Annotated in this window: 2 pseudogenes; both read right to left on the bottom strand. The window is 75.1% G+C overall.

From position 1 onward, the window contains the following. Positions 1 to 194, bottom strand: a pseudogene (locus AC2W7M_RS26355) (hypothetical protein); the annotation flags it as partial. Next, positions 191 to 943 (bottom strand): annotated as a pseudogene (gene pdxA / locus AC2W7M_RS26350) (4-hydroxythreonine-4-phosphate dehydrogenase PdxA); the annotation flags it as partial. The pseudogenes AC2W7M_RS26355 and pdxA, both read right to left, overlap by 4 nt.

Here is a 943-nt window from a genome sequence, read left to right as displayed (position 1 = left end):
CAGCAGCGCGCGTGAGGCCGCCGGGGCCGGGGCCGACCTCGACGCCGTCGCGCCCTCCAGCGGACCGGAGCGCGGGCCACGCGGGCGGTGAGGTTGAGGTCCAAGAGGAAGTTCTGGCCCAGCGACTTCTGCGCCGACAGGCCGTGGGCCCGGATCACCTCGCGCAAAGGCGGAAGGTCGTCGAGCGCGCTCACGCCGCCTGCGCCCCCGCCGCCTCGGTGTCGGCCAGCCGGCGCGCGAGCCTGAGCGCGGCGATCAGGCTCGACGGGTCGGCGCGGCCGGTGCCGGCGATGTCGAACGCCGTGCCGTGGTCCGGCGAGGTGCGGATGAAGGGCAGGCCCAGGGTGGCGTTCACCCCGTCGTGGAAGGCCAGCGTCTTGGCCGGGATCAGCACCTGGTCGTGATACATGCCGATGGCCACGTCGTAATGCGCGCGCGCCTGCGGGTGGAACAGGGTGTCGGCGGGCAGTGGGCCGAGCGCGGCGATGCCCTCGGCCATGAGCGCCTCCACCGCCGGGCGCACCACGGCCTCGTCCTCCGCGCCCATGAGGCCGCCCTCGCCGGCATGGGGGTTGAGGCCGCAGAAGGTGAGACGCGGCCGCGAAAAGGCCGAAGCGCCGCGCCATGTCGCGGGCGACGATGCGCCCGGTCTCCACCAGCAGGGCGGTGGTCAGCAGACCGGGCACGTCCTTCAGCGGCACGTGGATGGTGGCGGGCACCACGGCGAGCAGCGGCGACCAGATCAGCATCGCCGGGCGCGGCACCGTGCCGTCGGGGCGGCGGGCGCGGTCGGCGAGATATTCGGTGTGGCCGGGAAAGGGAAAGCCGGCGGCCTGCACCACGGATTTGGCCAGCGGGCAGGTGACGAGGGCATCGGCGCGGCCGGCGGTGACGAGGCCGAGCGCCGCGGCGAGCGCCTCACGCAGCGCAGGCCGCGCTGGCC

This window comes from Xanthobacter sp. BG11Y11_SDJG, assembly GCF_057364445.1.
The sequence above is the reverse complement of the archived record's forward strand: the minus strand, read 5'-3'. Positions and strand labels throughout refer to the sequence as shown.